A 26,866-nucleotide genomic window follows, 5' to 3' on the forward strand; every position below is an offset into this window, starting at 1 on the left:
GAGGCCGGTGCAGTCAACGCAAGTCCGCGATCAGATGGTCAATCCGGCATCCACCAACAACGCCTCCAGCGCCAGCAGATCCGGCACCTTGGCCACTTGCTCGCCCACCTGCACCGCCGCCTGTTCCAGCGCACACAACGGCACATCCACATAACTCAACTGACTATCGAGCTTGCAGGAGCGCGGAATGCCCTGCACCAGCAGCGCAATGAATTTCAGCTCGGGGCGCCCGCCCAGGGCGTTGAGAATGACGATCCGCGCGCGTTCGCCGATGACGATTTTCTGCGCGCATGCCGACTCGAAACTCAGCAGCGGAATCTGCCGGTCGCGCCACGTCACCAGGCCCAGATACCACGGCGGCGTGTCGAGGTCGAACGTCCCCGGCTGCTGGTAATCGATCAGCTCGGCAACGGCGACGTTGGGCAGGATCAGGTTGCGGTCGGCCAACGGCAGCAGCAGGCCGGTGAGGTTGCTGGTGCGGTGCTCAAGCATGGGTCTTGCTCCACAAGGCGATGCTTTCGAGCAGCACCGATTCCTGGTACGGCTTGCCAAGGTAGTCGTTGACGCCAATGGCCATGGCGCGGTCGCGGTGTTTCTGTCCGGTGCGGGAGGTGATCATGATGATCGGCAGGTGTTGCAGGCGTTCGTCGTTGCGCACCTGGGTCGCGACTTCGAAGCCATCCATGCGCGGCATCTCGATGTCCAGCAGCATCAGGTCGGGCATGTGCTCTTCCAGCAGCAGCATGGCATCGACTCCGTCCTTGGCGGTCAGCACGCTCATGCCGTGGCGTTCGAGCAAGCGGCTGGTGACCTTGCGCACGGTGACCGAGTCGTCGACCACCATCACCAGCAGCGGCCGATGCGGTTCGACCTCGACCTCTTGCCCCGCCGGACGCTGGGGCACACGGGCCTGCATGGCGCGGATCGGCGCCAGCAAATCCAGAATCAGCACCACCCGGCCGTCCCCGAGAATCGTCGCCCCGGACACCCCTTGCACCGCCGCAAATTGCGGCCCCAGGCTCTTGACCACGATTTCGCGAGTGCCGGCCATGGCATCCACCAGCACCGCGATGTGCCGTTCGTTGCACTGCACCAGCAACACCGGCAATGGCAGGCTCTGGCCCAACAGCTTCGGGCGCGGGCTGGTTTTCAGCAGCTCACCCAGATAGCACAGCTCGTAATGTTGGCCGGCGTATTCGTAGGTTGGCGAATCGAAGCGGAAATACCCTTCGAGTTCATTTGGCAGAACGCGAACAATGCCGTCGATGGTATTGAGCGGGATCGCGTATTGGTCCTCACCGCACTGCACCATCAACGCCCGGTTGACCGATACGGTAAACGGCAGGCGAATGCGGAAATGCACGCCCTGCCCGGGCACCGAGTCGATGCTCATGGTGCCGCCCAGTTGTCTCACCTCTTCATGCACCACGTCCATGCCGACGCCGCGCCCGGAGATCTGGGTGATTTTTTCGGCGGTGGAAAACCCCGGTTGCAGGATGAACTGCAACACGTCGTGATCACTGATGATGCTGTCCGGGGCGAGCAGGCCGCGCTTGATCGCCTTGCGCCGCACCGCGTCCAGCGGTACACCGGCACCGTCGTCGCGGATGTCGAAAATGATGTCGCCGCCTTCGCGCAGCAGATCGAGGGTGATTTTCCCCTTGGCCGGCTTCCCCGCCGCCAACCGCACTTCAACGGACTCCAGGCCATGATCGACGGCGTTGCGCAGCATGTGTTCCAGCGGCGCGGCCATGCGTTCGAGAACGCTGCGGTCCATTTCACCTTCGGCGTTGTCGACGATGAAGTCCACGTCCTTGCCCAGTTCGCTGGACACCTGCCGGACGATGCGCTGCAAACGCGGGAGCATGCGTTCGAACGGCACCATGCGCGTGCGCATCAGGCCTTCCTGCAGTTCGGTGTTGATGCGGCCCTGCTGTTGCAGGAGGTTTTCCGTGTCCTGATTGCGTCGCTCGAGGGTTTCCTTGAGGTCGAGCAAGTCAGAAGCCGACTCGAACAATGCCCGGGACAGTTGCTGCAATTGTGAGTGGCGGTCCATTTCCAGCGGGTCGAATTCCTCGTAGCCCAGGCGTTCGGCCTCGACTTGCTGGCGGCTGAGGATCCGCCCCTGGGTTTCGGTATCGAGGCGGCGCAACTGGTCGCGCATCCGCTCGATAGTGGTTTCCATCTCATTCAGGGCGATGTGCGCATCGTTGACCTGTTGTTCGATTCGGCCACGGAAGATCGATGTTTCACCGGCCAGGTTGACCAAATCGTCGAGCAGCTCCGCCGAGACCTTGACCATGTCCGCGCCGGCATCGGACGGCGGCGCCAGCGGCTCGGGCTTGGGCGTGGCCGACGGCGCAACCGACGCGGGCGTTTCCGGCACGGCCGGATGGCTAAAGTTCTTGATCGCATCGATCAAGCGATCGGCCGGCGGCATCGGCTCACCGGCGCGGGCCGCATCGAGCATCTGCGCCAGGCGGTCATGGCTGCGCTGCAACAGCGCGAACAACGGCTCCGTCGGTTGCAGCACGCCGGTGGACAGGCCTTCGTAGAGGAACTCCAGTTCATGGGCCAGATCACCAATCGCGGCGATTTCCACCATGCGCGCACCGCCCTTGAGGGTGTGCAGGTCGCGCAGCAGGGTTTCCACCTCCTGACGACTCGAAGGCTGGGCCTGCCAGCGCTCAAGCGCCGCCCCGGAGCTTTCGATAATGTCGAAACCTTCCTCGAGGAAGATCTCCAGCAATTCAGTATCGTGCGCAGCCGCGTCGCTGCCGGTCGCCTGCCGGGCCCCCTCGGTGATACCCGCATGCCCTTGACGGTAGGCACGAATGGCTTCGATCAGCTCACGGGAATCGTCCAGCGGCTGGTTGAGTTGCAACTGTTCAAGGTACAACGCCAGTCGCTCATGGCTCTGTTTGAGCAGCACCGCCAGTGAATCGCTGAAGGCATAACGACGGTCCACCAGACCCTGGTAAAGGCTTTCCAGCTCATGGGCCAGATCGCCGACCGGCCCGACCTCAGCCATGCGTGCACCGCCTGTGAGGGTGTGCAAATCCCGTTGCAGGGACGACAGCGGCGCGGCGTTGTCCGAGTCGCGCAACCAGCGCTGCAAGGCCTGACCGGCGCTTTCGAGGATATCCACCGCCTCTTCAAGGAAGATCGCAACGATTTCATCGTCCAGCTCGCTCCTACAGGGGCAGGGGGTAGCGTGCGCTCAAGTTCCTCGGTGGCAGAACCCAGTTCGCGGATGCTCAGGCTTCGGATGCCATCGCTGCGGATCAAGCCCATTGCCGACGGGTCAAGGCTCTCGTCGAGCAGCTCGCGCAAGGCCCTGATCCGTAGCGGCTGCGGGCTGACTTCCTGCCCGGCGGCCAGTTCGTCGAGCATGTTGATCAGTGCTTCGTGGGCACCCTGTGCTTCATGGAAAAACCGCTCGCTGACCGCCAGGCTGCTTTCTTCCACGGCACCGTACAAGTCGAGCAACGCTTCGCACAACTCGTCCACCGGGTGCAGGTCGGCCAGATGGGCGCCTTCGCCGAGGGTGGTCAATTCGTCCAGCAGCGCGCTGAGCTCCTGACGTTCGCCGGGGTGTTGCTGCCAACGCTGCAACAGGCTTTCGGCGTCCAGCAGGATGTCCATGCCCTGGGCGAGGAAGTTGTTGATCAGTTGCGGGTCGCGCTTGATTCGCAGCCCAGTGTTCGGTGTGCTCAGGAGGTTTGCCAGGCGCTCGGCCAGCTGCGACCTGGCGCGCTCGGTCAAACCCCGGGCACCGGGAATTTCCGCTAGCGGATCGCGCTTGAGCTGGCGCAAGCCGAGGCGAAACAGTCCTTCTGCCTCCAGTAACAATTCGACTTCATCCAGATCCAGTGCGATCAGGTGCGCCTTGTATTCCCGAGCCAGTTGATCCAGCGGTGCGGCCAGTTCGGCAATCGGCAACACGCCGGCCATGGAGGCGCTGCCCTTGAGGGTGTGCAAGGCGCGCTGCAATTCGTCGCTGGCCTGCAACGGCACATGCTCGGCGGCCTGATCAAGGAAGCGATTGAGGCTGCCCAAGTGGGTTTCGGCCTCTTTGCGAAAGATCTCCAGCAACAGCGGGTCGAGGGCCGCGACATCTTGCGTATCCTCATCGGACACCGGTTCATCGCCCTTGGCCAGGGCATGGGCGCGGGCGGCCAACTGATCGACATCGTTGCGCTGACGCTGGGCATTGGCGGCGTATTCAGCCACCAGCTCCGGCAGCAGATGCAGCACATCGCCGATCAGTTGCTGCACCGTAGCACCCGGCTCCACACTGTTCTCCAGTACGCGATTGAGCAGGTTTTCCACGGCCCAGGCCAGCTCGCCCAGCACCAGGGCGCGCACCATGCGGCCACTGCCCTTGAGGGTATGGAAGGCGCGGCGCAACTCACTCAGGGCCGAGCGGTTGTCTGGGTTGGCGGACCAGCGCGGCAAGTAATCGTGCAGGATTTCCAGAACTTCGTCGGTTTCTTCGAGGAACACTTCGCGCAGTTCTTCGTCCACCGGCTCTTCGCCCGCGGGTGGCGGCAGCAGGCTGCCCGGGGTGTTCAGCGCGGGCGGATTCAGAGTCGAAACCGGACTGGCGAGCACATCGGCCAAGGTCTGGACGACCTGCGGATCCTCCAGCTCCTGCATCATCTGCATGACCTGCGCCTGGGTCGGGTTGAGCACATCATCAAGCACTGGCACATGCTGCTCACTGGGGAAAAAGCCGAGGTTCGCCAGGCTTTTTTCCGCGACATCGAGCAGGTTTTCGCCCTGCGCTTGCGGGTCATCACCGAGGCGTTCGAGATAGTACTCGATGCTGGTGATCACGTCGGCCAGGCTGTCCAGTTCCTGCCAGCCCGGTTGACCCGGCTCGAGCAACAGGTGCTCGCGAATAAAGTGATTGCAGGTTTCGACCAGGCTCGCCGCCCGGCTCAACGGAATCATCGCCAGCGCCCCGCGCACCTGGGTGAGCAAGGCCGGCAACGCCTGCAAATGCTGGCGGTCCCAATCGGCGTCGATGTAGTCGACGATCATGTCCTTGGCCTGCTGCAAACAGATGCGGGCTTCCTTGATCACGATCTGATGGATCTGCGTCAGGTCGGTGGTGGGCAGGCGGTTGTCGTCCTGGCTCTCCGGCTCCACGGTACCGACCATGCCGGCCAGCGTCGCTTCGACGTACAACAAGGCCCCTGCAACATCCATGAGGATCGCATCGTTGGGTTCGCGCTGGCCCTGAGCGAGGCTGAGCACCACCGCCAATTGATCGATGATCACCTTGCGCGGCTGGCCGAAGCCCAGGACCGCCAGGGTGTCGGCGATTTGCCGCAGCGGCGCCAGCAGGCTGTCGAGGTCGGAAGTGTGCTGGCGGTCACTGCGCACGAACAGGTCCAGGCGCTCCTTGACCCGCACCAGCTCTTCGCACAGCGCAGCCAGCACCGAGCGCATGGCGTCGCGGTCGGGACCGGCCAGGCGCGCGCGTTCTTCATCGACCATCACGCTGTCGGGCAGCGCGTCGTCCAGTGAGTAGCGTTCTTTCATGGTCAGCATCTGCCCGGTGGGATGTTCGGCCTTGGCAATATAGAAGAGCAAACTCTTGAGCAGCTCCGGCGGGGCCGGCTGGTTGATACCGGGCATGCCTTGTTCGAGCAGGCGCTTGAGTTCCTTGTCGGCATCCTTGAACAGGCTGCGCAAGGCCGGGCTATTGGCGATCGCACCGCCCTGCATGCCTTCGACCAGCGCCGATGCCACCTGCCATAACGGGCTCAGGGGGGCGTTGTCGCACAGTGCTTCGAGGCGGGTGAATACCTTGGCCAGGTAATCGAGGTTGGTGTCGTTGTCCTGTTCGCGCAAAAATCCGACCAGCGCCATTTGCAGCATCTGCCGCAGCTTTCGCAGCACACCGGGCAATTCGGCCGGTTCCAGCTGCGCCAGCGCTTGTGCGTCCAACGCTGGCAACTCGGGCAATTGCGGGCTGAACAGGCTGGTTTCCGACAGCAGGCTTTCGCCGCGGGCGCTGCGCAGGTCGTTGATCAGTGGCAACACCACCAGTGGCAAGTCGCGGCGCGCGCCTTGCACCCGGTCCAGGTAGATCGGCAACTGCCCCAGGGCCTGCATCAACAGGTGCAACGCCTCGTCGCGATGGCTGACACGGTTGCCCTGCAAGGCCATGGCCAGCTGTTCCATTTCTTCGGCGAGCAACGCCGCGCCGTAGAACTCGACCATCTGCAAACTGCCATGAACCTGGTGGATGCACGAAAGGCTTGCATCCAGCGCTTGCGTCGCCTGCGGGTCATCGAGCAGGTTTTCAATCGCGTGATGAGCCTGTTTCAGCGTTTCGGCAATCTCGCCCTTGACCCACTCGAGGGCCACATAGTCGTGCCGATCACCCATAACCACTCCAATCACAATTCAGATACCCATGGGCGGTTCAAGCTTTGTCCACAACCTGCGCCTTGGCATCCGGCAAGGTGAAACCGGACACCGAACGACGCAACTGACTGGCCATTTTCGCCAGGTTGCCGATGCTGTCGGCCGTGGCGGTGGAACCCGACGATGTCTGCGAGGTGATCTGCTGGATCACGTTCATTGTCAGGGAAATCTGACCGGCCGACGACGTCTGCTGTTGCGCCGCATTGGAAATACTCTGGATCAACGCCGCTAGAGTCTTGGAGACGCCTTCGATTTCTTCCAGGGCCACACCGGCATCCTGCGCCAGACGGGCGCCACGCACCACTTCGGTCGTCGTTTGTTCCATGGAGATGACCGCTTCGTTGGTATCGGTCTGGATCGCCCGCACCAGGGTTTCGATCTGCCGGGTGGCGGCGGACGAGCGCTCGGCCAGGCGCTGCACTTCATCGGCGACCACGGCGAAACCGCGACCGGCGTCACCGGCCATGGACGCCTGGATGGCCGCGTTGAGGGCCAGGATATTGGTCTGATCGGCAATGTCATCGATCAGGCTGACAATGTCGCCGATTTCCTGAGAAGACTCGCCCAGACGCTTGATGCGTTTGGCGGTGTCCTGAATCTGCTCGCGAATGTTGTCCATGCCGTGGATGGTGTTGTGCACCACCTCGTTGCCCTTGTTGGCGATTTCCACCGAGCGTTCGGCAACCGCCGAAGATTCCGCCGCGTTGGCCGACACCTGGTCGATGGACTCGGCCATGTCGTTGATCGCCATCGACGCTTCGGAAATCTGCTGGGCCTGATGCTCCGACGCCTGGGCCAGGTGCATGGCAGTGGCCTGGGTTTCCTGCACGGCGGCGGCAACCTGGCCGGCGGTGAGGTTGATGGTCGCGACCAGATCGCGCAGCTGGTCGACGGAGTAATTGATCGAATCGGCGATGGTGCCGGTAAAGTCTTCGGTCACCGAGGCCGTCACCGTGAGGTCGCCGTCGGCCAGGTCTTCGATCTCGTCGAGCAAGCGCATGATCGCGTTCTGGTTACGCTCGTTTTTCTCGGCGGTTTCGCGCAACTGACGATTGGTTTCGCGCACCATCACCAAACCGATCAGGATGATCGAAGCCAGCGCCAACAGGCCCAGCACATAGCCGCCAATGGTGTCGGTGGTTCGCCCGCCGACCATGTTTTCAAAACCGCTGGCCAGGTGTGAGGCTTCGTCGAGCAGGGTTTGCGACAGGCTGAAAATGTTCGAGGCCGATTCGCGGACCTTGAACAGCTCCGGCGAGGTTTCGAGGATCTCGTCCACCGAGCCCGAGACGAACTCGAACAGCTCGGAGATTTCCGCGAGTCGCGCACGGGCGTCGCGGTCTTCGACCTGGCTGACCTTGAGCGCCGGGTCGCCCTGGAGCATGCCGTTGAGCACCTTGCCGAACTGCGTTGCGTCACGCCCGAACGCATCGGCGGCCTGCTGTGAATTTTCGTCGCCGGCCAACACCGTGTTGACTGCGCCGAGGATCCGCTCGGCCAGCAGCGATTGGCGCTGGGCCATGGCCACCTGGGCCGCCGGGGCGCCCCGTTGCAGGAGAGTCTCGACGACTTTCTCGTACTCGACCTGCAATTGCGGCACGGTTTCGGCCAGGGTCGCGGCGACCTGATGCAGCGACAGTACGGTTTGCTCGCTGGAGAGAATCGCATCGGTGTTCTTCAGCAGCCGCTCCCAGTCCTGTTGCACTGCCCGCATCTCCGGACGCACGGTGGCGGGGGCCGGCGGCAGGCCCGTGGCCGGGTCACCCTTCTTCAGAAAACCCCAGCGCCGGGCAAAATCGTTGCGCGCATCGCTGAGCAACTTGAACGCGGCAGCCTTGCCGGCGGCGGCTTCGGTGGCGTTCTTGGCGATACGCTGGGACAGCACGCGCAGTTCGCCGGCGTGGCCGATGTACTGTTTGTCGTAGATAGCCTGGGTGTTGAGATACGCGAAGTTGGCGAACAGCAGCATGATGAAGACGATCAGCGCGATGAACAGCACGATAATCTGCGACCGGCTGCGGGACCCTTCCATTGGCTTGCCTGCTTTTGCTTTTATCATCGGTCCTCGCCTGTTAACCCACTTTTTGGCTTGCCCGCAAACCTGTGGGAGCGGGCTTGCTCGCGAAAGCGGTAGATCAGCCAATATCAATGTTGAATGGACTGCCGCCTTCGCGAGCAAGCCCGCTCCCACATTGGATCTCTGTTGTTCCTGTCACACCGCGACGCTCATGAACCCCTGGGACTGCGTCAACGCAAACGGGCTGAACACCTGCCAGCACTGCTCACGCTGAAACCGGCCTTTGACGAACGTCGCCACCGGCCCCTTCAATTCGTCTGCCGGCACCGGCTCCAGGCTGTCCTGGGCAAAGTGCTGGAGGCCGAAAACTTCATCGACCAGCAACCCGGCAAACACCTCTTCATGTTCCACCACCAACACCCGCCGCTGTCGACGTACCGCCGAAAGCTCGTGCCCGAAGAAGCCGCACAAGTCCATGACCGGCAGCAAACGGCCGCGCAGGTTGGCGACACCCTTGACCCAGGGTTTGACCCCCGGTAGCTGAGTGCAGCGCGGTTCATGCAAGACTTCGCTGACTTCGCTCATGGGCGCGACATACCAGCGCTCGCCCAGGCGAAAACCGATGCCGCTCCAACTGTCCCGCCGGGCCGGCTGGGACGGCAAGTCCGCCGCCAGCAGACGACAGCGCTGGTCGATCTGCAGCAGCAGTTCGAAAGCCGTCAGCGACTCGTTCATGGCCTGACGATCAACCGGCCAGCACGTTGTTCAGGGTCTTGATCAGGGTGTCTTCATCGACCGGCTTGGTCAGGTAGTCCTTGGCGCCCTGGCGCGTGCCCCAGACCTTGTCGGTTTCCTGATCCTTGGTGGTGATGATGATCACCGGGATGTGCCCGGTTTCCGGGTCCTTGGTCAACTGGCGGGTGGCCTGGAAGCCATTGAGGCCTGGCATGACGATGTCCATCAGCACCGCATCGGGCTTTTCCTGGCGGGCCAGGGCCACGCCGTCGGCGCCGTTTTCGGCTTTCAACACTTCATGACCGTGCTTTTCCAGCATGCCGGTCAGTTTGTACATTTCGGTCGGCGAATCATCGACGATCAGAATACGTGCCATGGTCTTCCCCATTCTTTTCGACGCCTGGCCCGATGGCCGAGCGTCACTGTGCGTGTCCTACTGCGGCAAAACGGCGGCGAAGCCAGGAACATGGGCCTGGATCGCATCAAGCAATTCTTCCTTGCTGAAAGGCTTGGTCAAAAACTGGTCGGAGCCGACGATGCGCCCCTTGGCCTTGTCGAACAGCCCGTCCTTGGACGACAGCATAATCACTGGCGTGGACTTGAATGCGCTGTTGTTCTTGATCAGGGCGCAGGTCTGATAACCATCCAGGCGCGGCATCATGATGTCGACAAAGATGATGCCGGGATGGTTGTCGACAATCTTGGCCAGGGCATCAAAACCGTCGATGGCCGTGATGACCTCACAACCCACGTTCTTGAGCAGCGTTTCGGCGGTGCGACGGATCGTCTTCGAATCGTCGATCACCATGACCTTCAAGGCGCTGGGGTGCTGTTCCATAAAATGCTCTACCGTCGCCTTTGCGAAACAAATTGTCCGTTTGCCGGTTAACGCGGCTCGAAACCCTTGGTGCTCAAGGGCCGGCACGACATGGCAGCCTTTTTAGCACAGTCTCCAACACCAATCTATCGGCCGACCCGCAAGGTGGTTTTTCCTTGACCGGGAACACACTCAGCGCCACTCTGACGCCACTTTTATACGCTGATCTTTTGTAGGAGCGAGCTCGCTCGCGATGGCCGTCAACGATAACGCGTGCTGGCTGGATAAGCGTGTTGTTCTCGGGTTCATCGCGAGCGAGCTCGCTCCTACAGAGATCGACATAGCCCCCCAAATTTCGAGGAAACACCCATGAGCGTTCGCGTCGGGATTGTCATGGACCCTATCGCCAGCATTTCCTATAAAAAGGATAGCTCGCTGGCCATGCTGCTGGCCGCGCAGAAGCGTGGCTGGGAGCTGTTCTACATGGAACAGCGCGACCTGTATCAGGGCGAAGGCCAGGCCCGAGCCCGGATGCGTCCGTTGCAGGTTTTTGCCAACCCGGAAAAATGGTTCGAACTGGGGGCCGAAAGCGACGCGCTGCTGAGCGATCTGGACGTGATCCTGATGCGCAAGGATCCGCCGTTCGACCTGGAGTTCGTCTACTCCACCTATTTGCTGGAGCAGGCCGAGCGCGCCGGCGTGCTGGTGGTCAACAAACCGCAAAGCCTGCGCGACTGCAACGAGAAGCTGTTCGCCACGCTGTTCCCGCAGTGCACACCGCCGACCGTGGTCAGCCGCCGCGCCGACGTGTTGCGTGAGTTCGCCGCCAAACACGGCGATGTGATCCTCAAGCCGCTGGACGGCATGGGCGGCACGTCGATTTTCCGTCACCGCGCGGGCGATCCGAACCTGTCGGTTATCCTCGAAACCCTGACCGCCCTCGGCGCCCAACAGATCATGGGCCAGGCCTACCTGCCGGCGATCAAGGATGGCGACAAGCGCATCCTGATGATCGATGGCGAGCCTGTGGATTATTGCCTGGCGCGGATTCCGGCCCAGGGCGAAACCCGTGGCAACCTCGCTGCCGGGGGGCGTGGCGAAGCCCGCCCGCTGACCGACAAGGACCGCTGGATCGCCGCGCAAGTCGGCCCGACCTTACGTGAAAAAGGCCTGCTGTTCGTTGGCCTGGACGTGATCGGCGAGCACCTGACCGAGATCAACGTCACCAGCCCGACCTGCATTCGCGAGATTGATAACGCGTTTGGCACCGACATCGGCGGCATGCTGATGGATGCCATCGATCAGAAGCTCAAGGCACGTTGATTAGCCAAACCAACATTGCGTTATCATGCGCGGCCTGTGAAAACGCGATGTTGGTTTCCTTGTCATGACACTCCCGTCCGATCTGCCTGCCGAACTCGCCCACCGTGGCGTGCGCCCGGTCGATCGCCTCGGTTTTACCCTGTTTCTGGCAGCGCTGATCCACCTGGCCTTGCTGTTGGGTGTCGGGTTTGCAGTGGTCGAGCCCAAGCAGATCAGCAAAACCCTGGAAATCACCCTCGCCACCTTCAAAAGCGAAAAAAAGCCCGAGAAAGCCGATTTCCTGGCCCAGGAGAATCAGCAAGGTAGCGGCACCCTGGATAAAAAGGCGATTCCCAAGACCACCGAGGTCGCGCCGTTCCAGGACAACAAGGTACAAAAAGTCACGCCACCGCCGGCTGCCAAGCCTGAAGTGCAGGAAGCCCCGCCTAAGGCTGCCGTGACCACCGTGGCGCCGAAGCCGAAAAAAGCCCCCGCCAAGACCGAGGAGCCCAAGACCGAGGTAAAAACCCAGGTCCAGGCGCCGACCTTCGACAGCGAGCAACTGTCCAGCGACATCGCCAGCCTGGAAGCGGAACTGGCCGCCGAACAACAGCTGTACGCCAAGCGCCCGCGCATTCACCGTTTGAGCGCGGCCTCGACCATGCGCGACAAGGGCGCCTGGTACAAGGACGAATGGCGCAAGAAAGTCGAGCGCATCGGTAACCTCAACTACCCCGATGAAGCGCGGCGCAAACAGATCTACGGCAACTTGCGTTTGATGGTGTCGATCAACCGTGATGGCTCGTTGTATGAAGTACTGGTGCTGGAATCTTCAGGCCAGCCGCTGCTGGACCAGGCGGCGCAACGGATCGTCCGGCTGGCAGCGCCTTTTGCGCCGTTTACCGGGGATTTGTCGGATATCGACCGGCTGGAGATCATCCGCACCTGGAAATTTGCCCGAGGGGATAGACTCTCAAGCAATTGATTCACAGCAAACCCCCTGTGGGAGCGGGCTTGCTCGCGAATGCGGTCAGTCATTCAATATAGATGTAGACTGACACGACGTCTTCGCGAGCAAGCCCGCTCCCACATTTGATCCGTGTCGACAGCCAAATTGCGGCATCCCCAGCTTGTCAGTTCGCCCCTCGAACGCCACACTAGCGTTCATGAAAAACGTCAGCCCCAGCTATCTCAAGCATCAATTCCTGATCGCCATGCCGCACATGGCCGACCCGAACTTTGCGCACACCTTGACCTACATCGTCGAGCACACGGCCAATGGCGCCATGGGGCTGGTGGTCAACCGTCCGCAAGATCTGAACCTGGCCGATATCCTTGAGCAATTGCGCCCTGAAATCGAACCGCCAGCGCTCTGCCAACATGTGCCGATCTTCATCGGTGGCCCGGTGCAGACCGATCGCGGTTTCGTCCTTCACCCCAAGGGGCAGAGTTTCCAGGCGACCGTTGATCTGGAAGACGAGTTGGCCCTGTCGACCTCCCAGGACGTGCTGTTCGCCATCGCTGACGGCGTCGGCCCGGCAAAAAGCCTGATCGTCCTCGGCTACGCCGGCTGGGAAGCCGGGCAACTGGAGGCCGAACTGGCGCAGAACGCCTGGCTGAACTGCCCGTTCGACGCGGACATCCTGTTCAACACCAGCAGCGAACTGCGTCTGGAAGCGGCAGCCAAGCACCTGGGCGTCAACCTCAGCCTGCTGACCAGTCAGGCGGGGCACGCCTGATGGCCCTGAAGCTGATTCTGGGTTTTGACTACGGCACCAAACAGATCGGCGTTGCGGTCGGCCAGGTGATTACCGGTCAGGCCCGCGAGCTGTGCACCCTGAAGGCGCAGAATGGCATTCCTGACTGGCACCAGGTCGAAGCCCTCATAAAAGAGTGGAAACCCGATGCAGTGGTGGTCGGCCTGCCGTTGAACATGGACGGTACGCCCAGCGACATGTGCGCCCGCGCGGAAAAGTTCGCCCGGCGCCTGAACGGCCGCTTCAATTTGCCCTTCTATACCCACGATGAACGCCTGACCACCTTCGAGGCCAAGGGCGAACGCCTGGCTCGTGGCGGCCAGAAAGGCAGTTACCGCGACAACCCGGTCGATGCCATCGCCGCCGCCCTGCTGCTGCAAGGCTGGCTCGACGAAAACACCGCACTGTTTGAATCCTGAAGAGCCGCTGTGCGTCTCTCTTAGCTACAACCCGAGCCACTTCCCGCACAGGCTGGCTCGGGCCCAAGAAGGAGCAACCATGAGCCTGCCCAATCCCGCCGAACTGATCAGCCAGATGGCGACCCGACTTGACGCCTATCTTGCCAAACGAGGCATCAGCGACCCGCGTTTCATCGGCATCCGCACCGGCGGCGTCTGGGTGGCCCAGGCTCTGCTCAACGAGCTGGGCAGCAATGCCCCCCTCGGCACCCTGGACGTGTCCTTCTACCGCGACGACTTCAGCCAGAACGGCCTGCACCCGCAGGTTCGCCCTTCAGCGTTGCCGTTCGAGATCGAAGGCCAGCACCTGGTGCTGATCGACGACGTGCTGATGAGCGGCCGGACCATCCGCGCCGCCATGAACGAACTTTTCGACTACGGCCGCCCGGCCAGCGTAACGCTGGTGTGCCTATTGGACCTGGACGCCGGCGAACTGCCGATCCGCCCGAACGTGGTTGGCGCGACCCTGTCGCTGGCGGCCCACGAACGGGTGAAGCTGTCCGGTCCCGAGCTCGCGCTCGAACTGCAAGACCTCGCCCTTTAATTCGCCCTATTGAGAGTCCCCCTTGCGATGACGCCTCTAGAAACCAAGCGCCCGCTGCAGCTCAATGATCAGGGCCAGCTGCGCCACTTCCTCTCGCTCGACGGTTTGCGCCGCGAACTGTTGACGGAAATCCTCGACACTGCCGACTCCTTCCTTGAAGTCGGCGCCCGGGCCGTGAAGAAAGTCCCGCTGCTGCGCGGCAAGACCGTGTGCAACGTGTTCTTCGAGAACTCCACCCGTACCCGTACCACCTTCGAACTGGCGGCCCAGCGCCTCTCGGCGGACGTGATCACCCTCAACGTGTCGACATCGTCGGCAAGCAAGGGCGAAACCCTGCTCGACACCCTGCGCAACCTGGAAGCCATGGCTGCCGACATGTTCGTCGTGCGCCACGGCGATTCGGGTGCCGCGCACTTCATCGCCGAACATGTTTGCCCACAAGTGGCGATCATCAACGGCGGTGACGGCCGGCACGCTCACCCGACCCAGGGCATGCTCGACATGCTCACCATCCGCCGGCACAAGGGCGGGTTCGAAAACCTTTCGGTGGCCATCGTCGGTGACATCCTGCACTCGCGGGTTGCGCGTTCGAACATGCTGGCCCTGAAAACCCTGGGTTGCCCGGATATTCGCGTGATTGCGCCGAAAACCCTGCTGCCGATCGGCATCGAGCAATACGGCGTGAAGGTCTACACCGACATGACCGAAGGCCTGAAGGACGTTGACGTGGTGATCATGTTGCGCCTGCAGCGTGAACGCATGACCGGCGGCCTGTTGCCGAGCGAAGGCGAGTTCTACCGCCTGTTCGGCCTGACCACCGCGCGCCTGGCCGGCGCCAAGCCCGATGCCATCGTGATGCACCCGGGGCCGATCAACCGTGGCGTGGAAATCGAGTCTGCGGTGGCCGACGGCCCGCACTCGGTGATCCTCAACCAGGTGACCTACGGGATCGCCATTCGTATGGCGGTACTGTCCATGGCCATGAGCGGGCAGACTGCGCAACGCCAATTCGAGCAAGGCCAATTCGAGCAGGAGAAAGCCCAGTGAAGCTCAGCATTCTCGGCGCCCGCGTGATCGATCCGGCCAGCGGCCTGGATCAAGTGACCGATATCCACATTGAAGCCTGCAAAGTCGTCGCCCTTGGCGCGGCGCCAGCCGGTTTTGTCGCCGTCGACACGATTGACGCCAAAGGCCTGGTGGCCGCTCCCGGCCTGGTCGACCTCAACGTTGCCCTGCGCGAGCCGGGTTACAGCCGCAAAGGCTCGATTGTCAGCGAAACCCGCGCGGCGGCGGCTGGCGGCGTGACCAGCCTGTGCTGCCCGCCAAAGACCAAACCGGTGCTGGACACCTCGGCGGTGGCCGAACTGATCCTCGACCGCGCCCGCGAGGCCGGCAACACCAAAGTCTTCCCGATCGGCGCCCTGAGCAAAGGCCTGGACGGTGAACAGCTGGCAGAGCTCGTAGCATTGCGCGATGCCGGTTGCGTGGCCTTCGGCAACGGCCTGGAGAGTTTCCGCAACACCCGCACCCTGTGCCGCGCGCTGGACTACGCAGCTACTTTCGACCTGACGGTGATTTTCAACTCCCAGGATTACGACCTGGCCGAGGGCGGCCTGGCTCACGAAGGCCCGACCGCCAGCTTCCTTGGTCTGCCGGGCATCCCGGAAAGCGCTGAAACCGTCGCCCTGGCCCGGGATCTGCTGCTGGTTGAACAGACCGGCGTGCGCGCGCACTTCAGCCAGCTCACCAGCGCACGCGGCGTAGAGTTGATCGCCCAGGCCCAGGCCCGGGGCCTGAAGGTGACAGCGGATGTCGCCCTGTACCAGCTGATCCTGACCGACGAAGCCCTGATCGACTTCAGCAGCCTGTATCACGTCCAGCCACCGCTACGCACCCGCGCCGACCGCGACGGCCTGCGCGCAGCGGTGAAGTCGGGCGTGATCTCGGCCATCTCCAGTCATCACCAACCCCATGAGCGTGACGCCAAACTGGCACCGTTCGGCGCGACCGAGCCAGGCATCAGCAGCGTTGAACTGCTATTGCCACTGGCAATGACCCTTGTCGAAGACGGCTTGCTGGACCTGCCGACACTGATCAAGCGCCTGAGCGCCGGCCCTGCAGAGGCCCTGCGCCTGCCGGCAGGCAAACTGGCGGTAGGTGGCGCGGCGGACATCGTGCTGTTCGACCCTGCGGCCTCGACCGTGGCCGGTGAAACATGGCTGTCCAAGGGCGAAAACTGCCCGTTCATTGGCCACAGCCTGCCGGGTGTGGTGCGTTACACCCTGGTGGATGGACGGATCAGCCACCAGGCTTAAGACCGCGTTGCCTGCATTCGCGAGCAAGCCCGCTCCCACATTGGTTCTGCGATGAACACAGTATTTGTGAACACCAAAGATCAAATGTGGGAGCGGGCTTGCTCGCGAAGACGATTTAGAAGGCACCTCTATTCTGCGCATTACGCACAGAAACCTGGTCATTCAACGTCCAGAAGTCATACAGCACCCCGAGAAAGAACAACCCGCCCGTCAACAGGTACAGCAACCCGCTGATCCATTTCCCCTGATACATCCGGTGCACGCCGAACACCCCGAGAAACGTCAGCAGGATCCACGCCACGTTGTATTCGACGGGGCCTGCGGTGAACCGCAGGTCCGCTTCACGGTCCATGGACGGGATCAGGAAAAGGTCGATCAGCCAACCTATCCCCAACAAGCCGAAGGTGAAGAACCAAATCGTCCCGGTCACCGGCCTGCCGTAATAGAAGCGGTGAGCCCCGGTAAAACCGAAAATCCACAGCAGGTAACCGATCACTTTGCTGTGGGTGTCTTGCTGCTGGACAGCCTGTTGATAGGGGTTCATGAATGACCTCGATTCACACGATAGATAAATATTCTTTAATTCTTTGTGACTTTTTTACAGGCACCCGACGTATGGCAAGTGCTACCTTCACTCCCGTCAAAGCCTTGTAACACCGGACTCCTGTCCGACAATTGCACCATTTTGCCGCTTTTTTGCCACCATTGCCCCCCGGATTGAATCGACCAACGGCCTCGGAAGCGGCAAAAAAGCTGTTATAAAGTTGCGCGCTAACCTATTAAGAGCCTTGCCTAATGCGTTCATTTTTCAAGACATGGCTAACCATTTGCCTTTTGATGCCACTGGCCGCCCACGCCACCAATCGTGAGCAACGTCTTCCAAACGTTAATGGTTACACCCCAAAATCCCATGCCTCTGCTCCTTCGAACAAAGACAAGAAATCCGCTAAATATGCTCCAAGCCTGGCCAGCAGCAAAAGCGGCCTGGTTCCACCGATGGGCACCAAGGAAAGCAGCGACGTGCTTAGCCGCGCCGTGAACGTCCTCGGTACCCCTTATCGTTGGGGCGGCAGCAGCCCAAGCAAAGGCTTCGATTGCAGCGGCCTGGTGAAATACGCGTTCAACGACGCCACGTTCGACCTGCCACGCACCTCCAACGCCATGGCCAGCGGTCATGGGGAGAAAGTCGATCGCAACGACCTGAAGCCGGGCGACCTGATTTTCTTCAACATCAAGAGTCGTCGGGTCAATCACGTTGCCATTTACCTGGGTAACGACCGCTTCATCCACGCGCCACGTCGTGGCAAGTCGGTCTCCATCGACACTTTGAAGAAACCGTACTGGGAAAACCACTACGTGGTTGCCAAGCGGGTTCTGCCGAAAGAACAGAATGCGTTGCGGGTTGTTCAGCGCTGATTTCAGCGCCCTGAATCTGCATCGAACATGATGACCCCATCGCGAGCAAGCTCGCTCCCACAGGATTGATGCAGTCCATGTGGGAGCGGGCTTGCTCGCGAAGAGGCCCTTGAAAGCACCTCAAATCCTCCTCAAAAATTATCCGGCGACCGCGCCTTCTCCCGCGCATGGTCACGACTGACCAACCCCTTGGTCACCAGGTCCTTCAAGCTCATATCCAGCGTCTGCATCCCCAACGACCCTCCCGACTGAATCGCCGAGTACATCTGCGCCACCTTGTCCTCGCGGATCAGGTTCCGGATCGCCGATGTTCCCAGCATGATCTCGTGGGCCGCGATGCGTCCGCCGCCGATTTTCTTCACCAGGGTCTGGGACACCACCGCCAGCAGCGACTCGGAGAGCATCGAGCGCACCATCGACTTCTCGTCCCCCGGAAACACATCGACCACCCGGTCGATGGTTTTCGCCGCCGACGTGGTGTGCAGCGTGCCGAACACCAGATGGCCGGTTTCGGCAGCGGTCAACGCCAGGCGAATGGTTTCCAGATCGCGCATCTCCCCCACCAGGATCACATCCGGGTCTTCCCGCAGTGCCGAACGCAAGGCGGTGGCGAAACTACGGGTATCACGATGGACTTCACGCTGATTGATCAGGCATTTGCGCGACTCGTGAACGAACTCGATGGGGTCTTCGATGGTGAGGATGTGGTGATGACGATGGGTATTGAGGTAATCGATCATCGCCGCCAGCGTGGTGGACTTGCCGGAACCGGTCGGGCCGGTTACCAGCACCAGGCCACGGGGAGCGTCGGTCATCTTGCGGAACACGTCGCCCATGCCCAGTTCATCCATGCTCTGCACTTTCGCCGGGATGGTGCGAAACACCGCGCCCGCGCCACGGTTCTGGTTGAACACATTGACCCGAAAACGCGCCACGCCGGGCACTTCAAAGGAAAAGTCGGTTTCCAGATGCTTTTCGAAGTCCACCCGCTGGGCGTCATTCATGATGGCATGGATCAGAGTCTGCACCTGTTGGTGATCCAGGGCCGGCAGATTGATGCGTCGCACATCACCGTCGACGCGAATCATCGGCGGCAGGCCGGCGGACAAGTGCAGATCGGATGCCCCCTGTTTGGCGCTGAATGCCAGCAGCTCAGTGATATCCATAGCGCCTCTCAATTCCAGTAGAATGCCGCGAACCTTCAGACCGCTGGCGCCTCTTGATGTCCACCATAGCAGACAACATTCTTCAGGTTAGTTCGCGCATACATGCTGCAACACTTGCCGCGAACCGCGCCGAAAACAGCGTCCAGTTGCTGGCTGTGAGCAAGACCAAACCCGCTCAAGACCTGCGTGAAGCCTACGCCGCCGGCCTGCGCGACTTTGGCGAGAACTACCTTCAGGAAGCGTTGGGCAAGCAACTCGAACTGGCCGACCTGCCCTTGATCTGGCACTTCATCGGCCCCATTCAATCGAACAAGACTCGCGCTATCGCCGAGCACTTCGACTGGGTGCATTCCGTGGATCGCCTGAAAATCGCACAACGGCTGTCCGAACAACGTCCCGCCGATTTGCCGCCCTTGAACATCTGCATTCAGGTCAATGTCAGCGGCGAGGCCAGCAAGTCCGGCTGCACCCCGGCCGATCTGCCGGCCCTGGCCAACGCCATCTGCGCCCTGCCGCGCCTGAAACTGCGCGGGTTGATGGCAATCCCCGAGCCGACGGAAGATCGCGCCACCCAGGATGCCGCTTTCGCTACCGTGCAAAGCCTGCAAGCCAGCCTGAACCTGCCGCTCGACACACTTTCCATGGGCATGAGCCACGATCTCGAATCGGCCATCGCCCAAGGCGCTACCTGGGTGCGGATCGGTACCGCCCTGTTTGGCGCCCGCGACTACGGCCAGCCTTGAAAAATGGCTGACTCTTCTCTTTATAAGGACCTGACATGAGCAAGACACGTATTGCCTTTATCGGTGCCGGCAACATGGCCGCCAGTCTGATCGGCGGCCTGCGGGCCAAGGGTCTGGAAGCGGCACAGATCCGCGCCAGCGATCCGGGCGAAGAAACCCGTGCCCGCGTGAGCGCTGAACACGGCATAGAAACCTTTGCCGACAACGCCCAGGCCATCGACGGTGCCGACGTGGTCGTGCTGGCGGTCAAACCCCAGGCGATGAAAGCCGTGTGCGAAGCCATTCGCCCAAGCCTCAAGCCCCATCAACTGGTGGTTTCGATTGCCGCAGGCATCACCTGCGCCAGCATGAACAACTGGCTCGGCGCCCAGCCGATCGTGCGCTGCATGCCCAACACCCCGGCGCTGGTGCGTCAGGGTGCGAGCGGCCTGTTCGCAACAACCGAAGTGTCAGCCGAACAGCGTCAGCAGGCCCAGGAACTGCTGTCCGCGGTGGGCATCGCCCTATGGCTGAATGACGAGCAGCAATTGGATGCCGTCACCGCCGTTTCCGGCTCGGGCCCGGCGTATTTCTTCCTGCTGATCGAGGCCATGACCGCCGCCGGGGTGAAACTCGGCCTGCCAGCGGACATCGCTGCGCAACTGACCTTGCAAACCGCCCTGGGCGCCGCACATATGGCAGTCTCCAGCGACGTCGACGCGGCCGAGTTACGCCGCCGTGTTACCTCGCCTGCCGGCACCACGGAAGCTGCAATCAAGTCGTTCCAGGCCAATGGCTTTGAAGCCTTGGTCGAAAAAGCACTCGGCGCTGCCGCGCATCGCTCGGCCGAGATGGCCGAACAACTGGGTCAATAAGGAGCTTTTCATGATTGGATTGAATACCGCAGCGGTCTACGTGCTGCAAACCCTCGGCAGCCTGTACCTGCTGATCGTGCTGATGCGTTTCGTACTGCAACTGGTGCGGGCGAACTTCTACAACCCGATCTGCCAGTTCATCGTCAAGGCCACCCAGCCGCTGCTCAAGCCGCTGCGCCGGATCATCCCGAGCGTGTTCGGCCTGGACATGTCCTCGCTGGTGTTGGCGATCCTGGTGCAACTGGCGCTGATGGCCCTGACCCTGCTGCTGACCTACGGCACCATCGGCAACCCGCTGCAATTGCTGATCTGGTCGATCATTGGCGTGACCGCGCTGTTCATGAAGATTTTCTTCTTCGCCCTGATCATCAGCGTGATCCTGTCCTGGGTCGCCCCAGGCAGCCATAACCCGGGCGCCGAACTGGTGAATGACGTCTGCGAACCGGCCCTGGCGCCGTTCCGCAAGTTCCTGCCGAGCCTGGGCGGCCTGGATCTGTCGCCGATCTTTGCGTTCCTGGCACTCAAGCTGATCGACATGCTGGTGATCAACAACCTCGCCGCCATGACCATGATGCCGCAAATCCTCCGCGTGTTGATCTGACCCGGTGAGCTGGTTTCGCTGGGACGGTGACGACCTGATTCTGGAGTGTCACCTGCAACCGGCAGCCCGCAGTGATGACTTCTGCGGGCTGCACGGCGATCGCCTGAAGATCCGCCTGACCGCGCCGCCGGTCGAGGGCAAGGCCAACGCGTATCTGATGGCGTTTCTGGCCAAGGCCTTTGGCGTGTCCAAGAGCCAGGTCAGCCTGATCAGTGGCGAGTTGAACCGGCAGAAACGGGTGCGAATCTGCTCGCCGAAGAAGTTGCCGGACTTGCCTGATCTGGTGCGTCCCGCAGGCTGACCGCGTCATCGTTCATCGCGAGCAAGCTCGCTCCCACATGGACCGCATCAATCCTGTGGGAGCGGGCTTGCTCGCGAAGGCCGCACCACGGTTCTGCTGAATGAAATCAGGCCCGATCGTTGCTTGCCGCTAACCCCAGCGGTCTTTAGACTTACGCCTCATTTCAATGAGAGCAGGGTCGATGCCAGCTGCCTTTCCCCCCGATTCTGTTGGTCTGGTGACGCCGCAAGTGGCGCACTTCAGCGAACCCCTGGCGTTGGCCTGCGGTCGCTCGCTCCCGGCCTATGACCTGATCTACGAAACCTACGGCACGCTCAACGCCACGGCGAGCAACGCCGTGCTGATCTGCCACGCCCTGTCCGGCCATCACCACGCCGCCGGCTACCACAGCGCCGACGACCGCAAACCCGGTTGGTGGGACAGCTGCATCGGTCCCGGCAAGCCGATCGATACCAGCAAGTTCTTCGTGGTCAGCCTGAACAACCTCGGCGGCTGCAACGGTTCCACCGGCCCGAGCAGTATCAACCCGGACACCGGCAAGCCGTTCGGCGCCGACTTTCCGGTATTGACCGTGGAAGACTGGGTGCACAGCCAGGCGCGCCTGGCAGATCGTCTCGGCATCGCCCAGTTCGCGGCCGTGATCGGCGGCAGCCTCGGCGGCATGCAGGCGATGCAATGGAGCATCACTTACCCTGACCGCATCCGTCACTGCCTGGCCATCGCCTCGGCACCCAAGCTGTCGGCGCAGAACATCGCGTTCAACGAAGTGGCGCGCCAGGCGATCCTCACCGACCCGGAATTCCACGGCGGTTCCTTCCAGGAACACAACGTGATCCCCAAGCGCGGCCTGATGCTGGCGCGGATGGTCGGGCACATCACCTACCTGTCCGACGACTCCATGGGCGAGAAATTCGGCCGCGGGCTCAAGAGCGAGAAGCTCAACTACGACTTCCACAGCGTCGAGTTCCAGGTGGAAAGCTACCTGCGCTATCAGGGCGAGGAGTTCTCCGGGCGCTTTGATGCCAACACCTACCTGTTGATGACCAAAGCGCTCGACTACTTCGATCCGGCGGCGAACTTCGACGATAACCTGGCGAAAACCTTTGAGGGCGCCAAGGCCAAGTTCTGCGTGATGTCGTTCACCACCGACTGGCGCTTCTCCCCTGCCCGCTCGCGGGAATTGGTGGACGCACTGATGGCCGCGCGCAAGGACGTCTGCTACCTCGAGATCGACGCTCCGCAAGGCCACGACGCCTTCCTGATTCCGATCCCGCGCTACCTGCAGGCATTCGGCAATTACATGAACCGCATTACGTTGTGAGAAAGCCATGAGAGCTGATCTGGAAATCATCCAGGAATGGATCCCCGCCGGCAGCCGCGTGCTCGACCTCGGGTGCGGCGATGGCGAACTGCTGACCTGGCTGCGCGATAACAAGCAAGTCACCGGTTATGGCCTGGAAAACGACGCCGACAATATCGCCGAGTGCGTGGCCAAGGGCATCAACGTCATCGAACAGGACCTGGACAAGGGCCTGGGCAACTTTGCCAGCAACAGTTTCGATGTCGTGGTCATGACCCAGGCGCTGCAAGCGGTGCACTACCCGGACAGGATCCTCGAGGAAATGCTGCGCGTCGGTCGCCAGTGCATCATCACCTTCCCCAACTTCGGCCACTGGCGGTGCCGCTGGTACCTGGCGAGCAAGGGCCGCATGCCGGTTTCCGAGTTCCTGCCGTACACCTGGTACAACACTCCGAACATTCACTTCTGCACCTTCGCCGACTTTGAAGCCTTGTGTCGCGAACGTGAAGCGAAGGTCATTGATCGGCTGGCCGTGGATCAACAGCATCGGCACGGGTGGGCCAGCAAGCTATGGCCTAATCTGTTAGGTGAGATCGGTATCTACCGCGTCAGCAGTCCGGGACTTTCCGACCACAAGGTCGCAGTCTGATCCACCCTATTTCAAGGAGAACGATCATGGGTCGTCTAGCGTTGCTTCTACTCACTGCCTGCCTGAGCGTCACCGCCATGGCCGCCGACGCCATCAAGAGCGAACGCAAGGAAACCTTCGGTGACGTGACGGTGCACTACAACACCTTCAACTCCACCTACCTGCTACCGGACGTTGCCAAAGCCGCCCAACTGACCCGCAGCAAGGATCAGGGTGTGATCAACATTTCGGTGATCAAGGCCGGCACGCCGATGGCGGCCGACGTCAGCGGCACCGTCAAAGACCTGACCAGCCAAAGCTACACACTGAACTTCAAGCAGATCACCGAGCAAGGAGCGATTTACTACATCGCCCAATACCCGGTACCGCAGCAGGAAATCCGCACCTTCAACATCAAGGTGCAGACCGGCGACAAGATCAACACCATCAATTTCAACCAAGAGCTCTTCCCTGGCCAATGATCAACTTCACGCAACTCGTACTGGCCAGCCATAACGCCGGCAAACTCAAGGAACTCCAGGCCATGCTCGGCGAGTCGGTGCACCTGCGCTCGATCGGCGAGTTCAGCAGCGTCGAGCCCGAAGAGACCGGTTTGTCGTTCGTCGAGAACGCCATCCTCAAGGCCCGCAATGCCGCGCGCATTTCCGGCCTGCCGGCGCTGGCCGACGATTCCGGGCTGGCAGTGGATTTCCTTGGCGGCGCGCCCGGTATCTACTCGGCGCGTTATGCCGATGGCAAGGGCGATGCGGCGAACAACGCCAAGCTGCTCGACGCGTTGAAAGACGTGCCTGAAGCCGAACGTGGCGCGCAGTTCGTATGCGTGCTGGCACTGGTGCGCCACGCCGATGATCCGTTGCCGATCCTCTGCGAAGGTTTGTGGCACGGGCGAATCCTGACCCAGGCCAGCGGCGAACACGGTTTTGGCTACGACCCGCTGTTCTGGGTGCCGGAGCGCGATTGCTCCAGCGCCGAGCTGAGCCCAGGCGACAAGAACCAGATCAGCCACCGCGCCCGTGCAATGGATCTGCTGCGCCAGCGTCTGGACTTGAAATGACCCGTGAATCATCCGCGTCGCCGCTGATCTTCGGCGGTGATGCTCTATCGCCTCGGGCGGCCCTGCCTGTGCTGCCGCCCTTGGCGCTGTATATCCACATCCCGTGGTGCGTGCGCAAATGCCCTTATTGCGACTTCAACTCCCACACCGCCAGCCCCGTGCTGCCGGAAGAAGAGTACGTCGACGCATTGCTCGCCGATCTCGATCAGGACCTGCACGCCGTTTATGGTCGTGAGCTGAGCTCGATTTTCTTTGGTGGCGGCACGCCAAGCCTGTTCAGCGCTGATTCGCTGGGTCGCTTGCTCAAAGGCGTCGAACAGCGCATTCCGTTTGCCAACGACATCGAAATCACGCTGGAAGCCAATCCGGGGACGTTCGAGCAAGACAAGTTCGTGGCGTACCGGAAACTGGGGATCAATCGCCTGTCGATCGGTATTCAGAGCTTTCAGCAAGAAAAGCTCGAGGCCCTGGGACGGATTCATAACGGTGACGAAGCCGTACGCGCCGCCGGTATGGCGCGGCAGGCCGGGTTCGACAACTTCAACCTGGACTTGATGCATGGCTTGCCGAATCAGTCCCTGGACGATGCCTTGGCGGACCTGCGCACAGCCATCGCCCTGAAACCGACTCACCTGTCGTGGTATCAACTGACCCTGGAACCGAACACAGTATTCTGGAACCAGCCACCGACTCTGCCGGAAGACGACACGCTGTGGGACATTCAGGAGGCAGGGCAAGCACTGCTGGCTGAACATGGTTACGCGCAATACGAAGTCTCGGCCTATGCCCTGCCCGGTCGCCCGGCGCGCCACAACCTCAATTACTGGAGTTTTGGCGACTTCATTGGCATCGGCGCCGGCGCCCATGGCAAGCTCAGCCATCCGGACGGGCGCATCATTCGCACCTGGAAGACCCGCCTGCCCAAGGATTACCTGAATCCGGCGAAAAGCTTTAAGGCCGGCGAGAAAGCGCTGACCAATGAAGAGATGCCGTTCGAGTTCCTGATGAACGCGCTGCGCCTGACTGAAGGCGTCGAATCACGGCTGTACCCGGAACGTACCGGCATGACGCTGGAAAGCCTCGCTGAAGGCCGCCGTGAAGCCGAACAAAGCGGCCTGTTGCAGGTCGAACCTTCACGTCTGGTAGCCACCGAGCGCGGACAACTCTTCCTCAACGACTTGCTGCAGAAATTTCTGACATAAGGAAATCGAATGGATTTGGTACTCGACCTGCTTGCCACCGTGTCTCGCTGGAGCCGCAGCAACCTCTCGGAAATCGCCCTGGCCCTGGTGGGCTGCCTGCTGGTGCTGTTTGGTGCGGATTTCAAAGGCTGGGTCGAGCAACGCCTGGGCAGCATCGCCGGCGCCTTGCGTGTGCCGCTGATGTCCCTGCTGTGCATGATCGGCAGCGGCGCGGCGCTGATCTATGCCACGCCCTGGGTCGTGCGCGGCTTGAGCCAGTTCAACAACTACAGCCTGGCGCCGGTGTTGCTGGTGGTGCTGGTGTTGATTGGCGTGGTCGCTGACCGCCGCTGATCTCAGCCACACCCTAAAACAACTGTGGGAGCGGGCTTGCTCGCGAAAGCGGTGTATCAGACAACATTAATGTCGACTGACACGACGCCTTCGCGAGCAAGCCCGCTCCCACATTTTTTACCGTGTAAGTGTTAAGCCAGCTTCTCGAACTTCAGATCCCACACCCCATGCCCAAGACGCTCGCCACGGCGTTCGAACTTGGTGATCGGGCGCTCGGCCGGGCGTGGTACGCACTTGCCGTCTTCGGCGAGGTTGCGGTAACCCGGCGCAACGTTCATCACTTCCAGCATGTATTCGGCGTACGGCTCCCAGTCGGTGGCCATGTGCAGAATGCCCCCAACCTTCAACTTGCTGCGCACCAACTCAGCGAAGGACGCCTGAACGATACGACGCTTGTGGTGACGGCTCTTGTGCCACGGGTCCGGGAAAAACAGCATCAGGCGATCGAGGCTATTATCGGCCACGCAGCGGTTGAGCACTTCGATCGCATCGCAATCGTAGACCCGCAGGTTGGTCAGGCCTTGCGTCAGCACGCCATTGAGCAGCGCTCCGACACCCGGACGGTGAACCTCAACGCCAATGAAATCCTGATCCGGCGCAGCCGCTGCCATTTCCAGCAGCGAATGGCCCATGCCGAAACCGATTTCCAGCGAGCGCGGTGCCGAGCGACCGAACACCTGGTCGAAATCCACCGGCGCGTCGGCCAGCGGCAGCACGAACAGTGGAGTGCCCTGCTCCAGGCCCTTTTGCTGGCCTTCGGTCATGCGCCCGGCGCGCATCACGAAACTCTTGATGCGGCGGTGTTGGCGCTCGTCGCCTTCTTCCGTCTGGATAGGCGTGTCGTTCGATTCAGTCATCAAT

Annotated in this window: 26 protein-coding genes and 1 pseudogene; 18 read left to right on the top strand and 9 right to left on the bottom strand. The window is 61.5% G+C overall.

Translation table 11 applies throughout. The annotated features are described in order from the left end of the window. Positions 1 to 30: 30 nt before the first annotated feature. The 6 genes and pseudogenes from KGB20_RS07845 to pilG all read right to left on the bottom strand — a co-directional run bounded on the left by KGB20_RS07845 (position 31) and on the right by pilG (position 10,031). The gene (locus KGB20_RS07845) at positions 31 to 492 is read right to left on the bottom strand and encodes a chemotaxis protein CheW (protein ID WP_154947420.1); all 462 of its coding nucleotides are present in this window, start codon (positions 490 to 492) and stop codon (positions 31 to 33) included. Continuing rightward, a pseudogene (locus KGB20_RS07850) lies at positions 485 to 6,402 on the bottom strand (Hpt domain-containing protein). The gene KGB20_RS07845 and the pseudogene KGB20_RS07850 overlap by 8 nt, the downstream one beginning before the upstream one ends. Before the next feature lie 37 nt (positions 6,403 to 6,439). Then, the gene (locus KGB20_RS07855; protein ID WP_057712927.1) at positions 6,440 to 8,500 is read right to left on the bottom strand and encodes a methyl-accepting chemotaxis protein; all 2,061 of its coding nucleotides are present in this window, start codon (positions 8,498 to 8,500) and stop codon (positions 6,440 to 6,442) included. Between the two features lie 153 nt (positions 8,501 to 8,653). Beyond that, positions 8,654 to 9,193, bottom strand: coding sequence for a chemotaxis protein CheW (locus KGB20_RS07860; protein ID WP_154947901.1), 540 nt, complete (start codon positions 9,191 to 9,193; stop codon positions 8,654 to 8,656). A 10-nt stretch (positions 9,194 to 9,203) separates the two neighbouring features. Beyond that, on the bottom strand, positions 9,204 to 9,569 hold the full coding sequence (gene pilH / locus KGB20_RS07865) for a twitching motility response regulator PilH (protein WP_007897961.1): 366 nt from the start codon (positions 9,567 to 9,569) through the stop codon (positions 9,204 to 9,206). 57 nt (positions 9,570 to 9,626) lie between these two features. Next, positions 9,627 to 10,031, bottom strand: a complete 405-nt coding sequence (gene pilG / locus KGB20_RS07870) for a twitching motility response regulator PilG (protein ID WP_090451937.1) — start codon at positions 10,029 to 10,031, stop codon at positions 9,627 to 9,629. Positions 10,032 to 10,379: 348 nt separating this feature from the next. Here pilG and gshB point away from each other — a divergent pair, with 348 nt between their 5' ends. The 7 genes from gshB to KGB20_RS07905 all read left to right on the top strand — a co-directional run bounded on the left by gshB (position 10,380) and on the right by KGB20_RS07905 (position 16,386). After that, positions 10,380 to 11,333, top strand: a complete 954-nt coding sequence (gene gshB, locus KGB20_RS07875; protein ID WP_150814825.1) for a glutathione synthase — start codon at positions 10,380 to 10,382, stop codon at positions 11,331 to 11,333. 64 nt (positions 11,334 to 11,397) lie between these two features. Continuing rightward, complete coding sequence (locus tag KGB20_RS07880; protein WP_057712923.1) at positions 11,398 to 12,297, top strand: energy transducer TonB; 900 nt, start codon at positions 11,398 to 11,400, stop codon at positions 12,295 to 12,297. Positions 12,298 to 12,478: 181 nt separating this feature from the next. Beyond that, the gene (locus tag KGB20_RS07885; RefSeq protein ID WP_102670635.1) at positions 12,479 to 13,051 is read left to right on the top strand and encodes a YqgE/AlgH family protein; all 573 of its coding nucleotides are present in this window, start codon (positions 12,479 to 12,481) and stop codon (positions 13,049 to 13,051) included. Further along, positions 13,051 to 13,488 (top strand): Holliday junction resolvase RuvX, encoded by a 438-nt coding sequence (gene ruvX / locus KGB20_RS07890; RefSeq protein ID WP_154947902.1) that lies wholly within the window; start codon positions 13,051 to 13,053, stop codon positions 13,486 to 13,488. Before KGB20_RS07885 ends, ruvX begins: the two co-directional genes overlap by 1 nt. 79 nt (positions 13,489 to 13,567) lie before the next feature. Then, positions 13,568 to 14,071 carry a bifunctional pyr operon transcriptional regulator/uracil phosphoribosyltransferase PyrR gene (gene pyrR, locus KGB20_RS07895; RefSeq protein WP_102670634.1) on the top strand — a complete coding sequence of 168 codons (504 nt, stop codon included), beginning with the start codon at positions 13,568 to 13,570 and terminating at the stop codon, positions 14,069 to 14,071. A 27-nt stretch (positions 14,072 to 14,098) separates the two neighbouring features. Continuing rightward, entirely contained in the window at positions 14,099 to 15,118 is a 1,020-nt protein-coding gene (locus KGB20_RS07900; RefSeq protein ID WP_046039254.1) for an aspartate carbamoyltransferase catalytic subunit, read from the top strand. Next, complete coding sequence (locus KGB20_RS07905) at positions 15,115 to 16,386, top strand: dihydroorotase (protein WP_057712920.1); 1,272 nt, start codon at positions 15,115 to 15,117, stop codon at positions 16,384 to 16,386. The genes KGB20_RS07900 and KGB20_RS07905 overlap by 4 nt, the downstream gene beginning before the upstream one ends. Positions 16,387 to 16,501: 115 nt before the next feature. Here the strand turns inward: KGB20_RS07905 and KGB20_RS07910 are convergent, their stop codons facing one another. After that, positions 16,502 to 16,930, bottom strand: coding sequence for an NINE protein (locus KGB20_RS07910; protein WP_057712919.1), 429 nt, complete (start codon positions 16,928 to 16,930; stop codon positions 16,502 to 16,504). 251 nt (positions 16,931 to 17,181) lie between these two features. On the opposite strand from KGB20_RS07910, the gene KGB20_RS07915 reads away from it, so the two are divergent. Next, on the top strand, positions 17,182 to 17,802 hold the full coding sequence (locus tag KGB20_RS07915; protein WP_154947903.1) for a C40 family peptidase: 621 nt from the start codon (positions 17,182 to 17,184) through the stop codon (positions 17,800 to 17,802). A gap of 131 nt (positions 17,803 to 17,933) precedes the next feature. Here the strand turns inward: KGB20_RS07915 and KGB20_RS07920 are convergent, their stop codons facing one another. Beyond that, complete coding sequence (locus tag KGB20_RS07920) at positions 17,934 to 18,968, bottom strand: type IV pilus twitching motility protein PilT (RefSeq protein WP_154947802.1); 1,035 nt, start codon at positions 18,966 to 18,968, stop codon at positions 17,934 to 17,936. Between the two features lie 56 nt (positions 18,969 to 19,024). Between KGB20_RS07920 and KGB20_RS07925 the strand changes: the two genes are divergently transcribed. The 10 genes from KGB20_RS07925 (at position 19,025) to KGB20_RS07970 (ending at position 26,005) form a co-directional block, all read left to right on the top strand. Continuing rightward, the gene (locus KGB20_RS07925; protein WP_057712916.1) at positions 19,025 to 19,711 is read left to right on the top strand and encodes a YggS family pyridoxal phosphate-dependent enzyme; all 687 of its coding nucleotides are present in this window, start codon (positions 19,025 to 19,027) and stop codon (positions 19,709 to 19,711) included. Between the two features lie 35 nt (positions 19,712 to 19,746). Then, positions 19,747 to 20,565: a pyrroline-5-carboxylate reductase gene (gene proC / locus KGB20_RS07930; RefSeq protein ID WP_090451947.1), complete on the top strand. Its 819-nt coding sequence runs from the start codon at positions 19,747 to 19,749 to the stop codon at positions 20,563 to 20,565. A 10-nt stretch (positions 20,566 to 20,575) separates the two neighbouring features. After that, the gene (locus KGB20_RS07935) at positions 20,576 to 21,166 is read left to right on the top strand and encodes a YggT family protein (RefSeq protein WP_057712914.1); all 591 of its coding nucleotides are present in this window, start codon (positions 20,576 to 20,578) and stop codon (positions 21,164 to 21,166) included. A gap of 4 nt (positions 21,167 to 21,170) precedes the next feature. Continuing rightward, positions 21,171 to 21,467: a DUF167 domain-containing protein gene (locus KGB20_RS07940; RefSeq protein ID WP_008046477.1), complete on the top strand. Its 297-nt coding sequence runs from the start codon at positions 21,171 to 21,173 to the stop codon at positions 21,465 to 21,467. Between the two features lie 181 nt (positions 21,468 to 21,648). Next, entirely contained in the window at positions 21,649 to 22,788 is a 1,140-nt protein-coding gene (metX, locus tag KGB20_RS07945) for a homoserine O-succinyltransferase MetX (RefSeq protein ID WP_008046479.1), read from the top strand. A 7-nt stretch (positions 22,789 to 22,795) separates the two neighbouring features. Next, positions 22,796 to 23,416 carry a methionine biosynthesis protein MetW gene (gene metW, locus KGB20_RS07950; RefSeq protein ID WP_056726485.1) on the top strand — a complete coding sequence of 207 codons (621 nt, stop codon included), beginning with the start codon at positions 22,796 to 22,798 and terminating at the stop codon, positions 23,414 to 23,416. A gap of 26 nt (positions 23,417 to 23,442) precedes the next feature. Further along, positions 23,443 to 23,877 (top strand): DUF4426 domain-containing protein, encoded by a 435-nt coding sequence (locus KGB20_RS07955; protein ID WP_154909930.1) that lies wholly within the window; start codon positions 23,443 to 23,445, stop codon positions 23,875 to 23,877. After that, the gene (gene rdgB / locus KGB20_RS07960) at positions 23,874 to 24,470 is read left to right on the top strand and encodes an RdgB/HAM1 family non-canonical purine NTP pyrophosphatase (RefSeq protein ID WP_154909931.1); all 597 of its coding nucleotides are present in this window, start codon (positions 23,874 to 23,876) and stop codon (positions 24,468 to 24,470) included. Before KGB20_RS07955 ends, rdgB begins: the two co-directional genes overlap by 4 nt. After that, positions 24,467 to 25,672 carry a radical SAM family heme chaperone HemW gene (gene hemW / locus KGB20_RS07965; protein WP_154909932.1) on the top strand — a complete coding sequence of 402 codons (1,206 nt, stop codon included), beginning with the start codon at positions 24,467 to 24,469 and terminating at the stop codon, positions 25,670 to 25,672. Before rdgB ends, hemW begins: the two co-directional genes overlap by 4 nt. 9 nt (positions 25,673 to 25,681) lie before the next feature. Continuing rightward, positions 25,682 to 26,005: a DUF3392 domain-containing protein gene (locus KGB20_RS07970; protein WP_007987827.1), complete on the top strand. Its 324-nt coding sequence runs from the start codon at positions 25,682 to 25,684 to the stop codon at positions 26,003 to 26,005. Positions 26,006 to 26,136: 131 nt separating this feature from the next. Here KGB20_RS07970 and trmB read toward each other — a convergent pair whose 3' ends face one another. Further along, the gene (trmB, locus tag KGB20_RS07975; protein WP_057712910.1) at positions 26,137 to 26,862 is read right to left on the bottom strand and encodes a tRNA (guanosine(46)-N7)-methyltransferase TrmB; all 726 of its coding nucleotides are present in this window, start codon (positions 26,860 to 26,862) and stop codon (positions 26,137 to 26,139) included. Positions 26,863 to 26,866: the final 4 nt, after the last annotated feature.

The organism is Pseudomonas sp. BF-R-30, assembly GCF_019956175.1.
In the GTDB taxonomy this organism is placed as follows: Bacteria; Pseudomonadota; Gammaproteobacteria; order Pseudomonadales; family Pseudomonadaceae; genus Aquipseudomonas; species Aquipseudomonas jessenii.

Bases quoted from the DNA above. Each gene is read 5' to 3' on its own strand.
- KGB20_RS07845 (WP_154947420.1), bottom strand. From the start codon at position 492: ATGCTTGAGCACCGCACCAGCAACCTCACCGGCCTGCTGCTGCCGTTG.
- KGB20_RS07855 (WP_057712927.1), bottom strand. From the start codon at position 8,500: ATGATAAAAGCAAAAGCAGGCAAGCCAATGGAAGGGTCCCGCAGCCGG.
- KGB20_RS07860 (WP_154947901.1), bottom strand. From the start codon at position 9,193: ATGAACGAGTCGCTGACGGCTTTCGAACTGCTGCTGCAGATCGACCAG.
- pilH (WP_007897961.1), bottom strand. From the start codon at position 9,569: ATGGCACGTATTCTGATCGTCGATGATTCGCCGACCGAAATGTACAAA.
- pilG (WP_090451937.1), bottom strand. From the start codon at position 10,031: ATGGAACAGCACCCCAGCGCCTTGAAGGTCATGGTGATCGACGATTCG.
- gshB (WP_150814825.1), top strand. From the start codon at position 10,380: ATGAGCGTTCGCGTCGGGATTGTCATGGACCCTATCGCCAGCATTTCC.
- KGB20_RS07880 (WP_057712923.1), top strand. From the start codon at position 11,398: ATGACACTCCCGTCCGATCTGCCTGCCGAACTCGCCCACCGTGGCGTG.
- KGB20_RS07885 (WP_102670635.1), top strand. From the start codon at position 12,479: ATGAAAAACGTCAGCCCCAGCTATCTCAAGCATCAATTCCTGATCGCC.
- ruvX (WP_154947902.1), top strand. From the start codon at position 13,051: ATGGCCCTGAAGCTGATTCTGGGTTTTGACTACGGCACCAAACAGATC.
- pyrR (WP_102670634.1), top strand. From the start codon at position 13,568: ATGAGCCTGCCCAATCCCGCCGAACTGATCAGCCAGATGGCGACCCGA.
- KGB20_RS07900 (WP_046039254.1), top strand. From the start codon at position 14,099: ATGACGCCTCTAGAAACCAAGCGCCCGCTGCAGCTCAATGATCAGGGC.
- KGB20_RS07910 (WP_057712919.1), bottom strand. From the start codon at position 16,930: ATGAACCCCTATCAACAGGCTGTCCAGCAGCAAGACACCCACAGCAAA.
- KGB20_RS07915 (WP_154947903.1), top strand. From the start codon at position 17,182: ATGCGTTCATTTTTCAAGACATGGCTAACCATTTGCCTTTTGATGCCA.
- KGB20_RS07920 (WP_154947802.1), bottom strand. From the start codon at position 18,968: ATGGATATCACTGAGCTGCTGGCATTCAGCGCCAAACAGGGGGCATCC.
- KGB20_RS07925 (WP_057712916.1), top strand. From the start codon at position 19,025: ATGTCCACCATAGCAGACAACATTCTTCAGGTTAGTTCGCGCATACAT.
- proC (WP_090451947.1), top strand. From the start codon at position 19,747: ATGAGCAAGACACGTATTGCCTTTATCGGTGCCGGCAACATGGCCGCC.
- KGB20_RS07935 (WP_057712914.1), top strand. From the start codon at position 20,576: ATGATTGGATTGAATACCGCAGCGGTCTACGTGCTGCAAACCCTCGGC.
- metX (WP_008046479.1), top strand. From the start codon at position 21,649: ATGCCAGCTGCCTTTCCCCCCGATTCTGTTGGTCTGGTGACGCCGCAA.
- metW (WP_056726485.1), top strand. From the start codon at position 22,796: ATGAGAGCTGATCTGGAAATCATCCAGGAATGGATCCCCGCCGGCAGC.
- KGB20_RS07955 (WP_154909930.1), top strand. From the start codon at position 23,443: ATGGGTCGTCTAGCGTTGCTTCTACTCACTGCCTGCCTGAGCGTCACC.
- rdgB (WP_154909931.1), top strand. From the start codon at position 23,874: ATGATCAACTTCACGCAACTCGTACTGGCCAGCCATAACGCCGGCAAA.
- hemW (WP_154909932.1), top strand. From the start codon at position 24,467: ATGACCCGTGAATCATCCGCGTCGCCGCTGATCTTCGGCGGTGATGCT.
- KGB20_RS07970 (WP_007987827.1), top strand. From the start codon at position 25,682: ATGGATTTGGTACTCGACCTGCTTGCCACCGTGTCTCGCTGGAGCCGC.
- trmB (WP_057712910.1), bottom strand. From the start codon at position 26,862: ATGACTGAATCGAACGACACGCCTATCCAGACGGAAGAAGGCGACGAG.